This is a genomic window from Butyrivibrio hungatei DSM 14810, assembly GCF_900143205.1.
GTDB lineage: Bacteria > Bacillota > Clostridia > Lachnospirales > Lachnospiraceae > Butyrivibrio > Butyrivibrio hungatei.
In genome coordinates, this window is sequence record NZ_FRDH01000022.1 from 1 (window position 1) to 2815 (window position 2815).

The following is a 2815-nucleotide window of genomic DNA, read 5'->3' on the forward strand; positions in this document are numbered from 1 at the left end:
GTAAGCGCTAAATTATTAGGCGGATAGCTGCCGCCACTAAACAAGTTCATAATGGATTCGAATAACGTACATTTTACTATGTTTAAAGTCGAATGATGAACATTTCACTACGACTTGGAAGGAGCTGCTATGTCGAATCCAAGGAAACAATTACCTCGCAGATCTGATGAGGACTGGTACAGACTCATCATGGACTGCCGTAAGAGTGGACTATCCGATGCTCAGTTTTGCAGAGTAAATGGAATTCCAAACTCTTCGTTTTGTACTGCTATCAAACGTCTGCGGAAGAAATCATTTGCGATTCCTGAAGCAGGTGATGTTGATATATATGACCTGACCCTGCCAAAGCAGGATGTGGTCAAAGTGAATATCGTTCCTGATATCCAACCACCACAGGAACTTATACCTGAGGTGGCGCCGCACATTGACAATTCACATATGATAGAGATTAGTCTTGGAGATGTACATATCTCTCTTTGCAATGGAGCTGATCCGGATCTAGTAGCCAGAACTTTTTCGGCATTAAGGAGCTTTGTATGATTGGCGATATAACAGCTGCAGATGATATCTACATTGTCTGCGGCTATACCGACATGAGAAAGTCCATAGATGGACTGTGTGCCATAATTGAAGATAAACTCCACATGGATCCAAGAAGCCGGGCTCTGTATCTCTTCTGCGGGAGAAGATCAGACAGGTTCAAGATGCTCCTGTGGGAATCCGATGGTTTCATTCTGTTCTATAAAAGGTTATCAGCAGAGCAGGGAAGATACCGCTGGCCGAGGAATAAGGACGAAGTACGTAATCTTACCTGGCGTGAGTTTGACTGGCTTCTCTCAGGTATCGATATAGAGCAGCCTAAGGCCATTAGAGCGTCCTAGGAATAGGACTTTCGCTTTTGTGCACTTTTCTTAAAACACGCCAAATCGGATTAATATGAAGCCATTGTTTTCAGCTTTTTGTCACTTTGCCGATATTAATTGCCTGTATCATCTGATAAAATCTATATATCAGATAAAGGAGGCGGCACGTGGCCAGAGATTCCAAGGACCAGCAGCTCATTGAGCTTAAGGATACCATCAAAGAACTGAATACAACGATCAGGAATCTCAACGCTCTCATCGATGCTGCCAACAAGCGCGAGGAAGAACATCTGCAGAAAGAGCAGGTCCTTCAGGAGCAGATAGATTATCTCACCAAGAAACTCTTTGGCAAATCCAGCGAAAAACGGAATGATGATTTCGAAGGACAGTTAAATCTCTTCAATGAGGCTGAAGCTGAAAAGACAGCTCCTGATCCAGAGGAAGAAGATTTCGTCACAGTCGAGAAACATACCCGGAAGAGAAAATCCACAATGGCTGATAAATTTGCAGACTTTCCAGTTCAGAAAGTCTATCTTGACGTCCCTGAAGATCAGCGGATCTGTGCTAATTGCGGAACACCTCTTGAGAGAATCGGTGAGGAGTTCGTCCGCAAAGAGATTGAGATTGTAAAGCCTAGCATAAAGGTGATCGCTTATTACAGTGTCAGCTATGGTTGCCCTAAATGTAAGACAGATGCTGAAGTCCCATGTATCGTCAGAGGACGTGATGGACATGTCCACATGCTTCATGGAATGGCTTCAGCTGGAACTGTAGCATGGGTAATGTATCAGAAATACCATAACAGTCTTCCGCTCTACAGACAGGAGAGAGACTTCAAAACTCTTTTTGGTGCAGATATCTGCAGAGGCACTATAGCTAAATGGATCATTGATAATGCACTGGATTTCTTTGCTCCCATGTGCGACTACTTCAGAAGAAAGCTTGTCGAAGGAAGATACGCAATGGCGGACGAAACACCGGTCCAGGTGTTAAAAGAACCTGGGAGAAGACCCGAAACTAAGTCTTACATGTGGGTATTCCGGTCTGGGGAGTTTGATGAACAGCAGATGGTGCTGTTCCACTACTCAGAGACCAGAGCAGGTGACACTGCCAAGGAATTCCTTGAGGGCTTCCACGGGTACCTGATGACTGACGGGTATAGTGGATACAATAGACTCAGGGACTGCACGAGAACATCGTGCTGGGCACATGTAAGACGATACCTTATAGATGCCATCCCAAAAGGCAAGGAGTATGACCATACTCAGCCTGCGGTACAGGGACTTGTGTACATCGATAAGCTCTTCGACCTGGAGAAAAAGATCCATGGTAAGCAGGGCGTTACTTTTGATGCTATAAAGAAGTTCCGCGAAGAAAAGGAAGTTCCCGTCCTTGAAGGCTTCTGGAAATGGTTCGAGGTACAGCATGCCATAAAGGGCTCACGCTTGTATAAAGCGCTGACCTATATTGAAAACAGACGACCATACCTTGAAACATATCTTGAGGATGGTGGCTGCAGTTTCAATAACAATACATCTGAGAGAAGCTGCAAAGCTTTTGTGACCGGCAGAAAGAACTGGATGTTCGCCGATACTCCGGATGGAGCTAATGCCAGTGCTTTAGTCTATTCACTGGTCGAAACAGCCAAGGCAAACAATGTAGATGTTTACTATTACCTAAAGTACCTGCTTCTCAAAACTCCGACATCACAAACAAGTGATGAAGAACTAGAAAAGCTCTGTCCATGGAATCCAGAGTGTAAGGAAGCTCTGGAAGATCTTCACAGGCAGCATCAAAAGGAAATCTTCGATGCGATGTGATCTTAATCATATGTGAATTGTCAAGGTGCTCCAGTCTCATAAGAGGCTGGGGTATATTTATGGGCAAAAGCCCTTGTACCCAATAACATATATGTGGTGGTAGCGCTACCCACCTAATTATTTAGCGCTTAC

Annotated in this window: 3 protein-coding genes; all 3 read left to right on the forward strand. The window is 44.5% G+C overall.

Going from position 1 to position 2815, the window contains the following annotated elements; genetic code table 11:
- Window positions 1-129 precede the first annotated feature (129 nt).
- The 3 genes from tnpA (at window position 130) to tnpC (ending at window position 2683) form a co-directional block, all read left to right on the forward strand.
- Window positions 130-540, forward strand: a complete 411-nt coding sequence (gene tnpA / locus BUA02_RS15510) for an IS66 family insertion sequence element accessory protein TnpA (RefSeq protein ID WP_072705777.1) — start codon at window positions 130-132, stop codon at window positions 538-540.
- The gene (gene tnpB, locus BUA02_RS15515; protein WP_072705779.1) at window positions 537-881 is read left to right on the forward strand and encodes an IS66 family insertion sequence element accessory protein TnpB; all 345 of its coding nucleotides are present in this window, start codon (window positions 537-539) and stop codon (window positions 879-881) included. The genes tnpA and tnpB overlap by 4 nt, the downstream gene beginning before the upstream one ends.
- A 149-nt stretch (window positions 882-1030) precedes the next feature.
- Window positions 1031-2683, forward strand: coding sequence for an IS66 family transposase (gene tnpC, locus BUA02_RS15520; RefSeq protein WP_072705780.1), 1653 nt, complete (start codon window positions 1031-1033; stop codon window positions 2681-2683).
- Window positions 2684-2815: the final 132 nt, after the last annotated feature.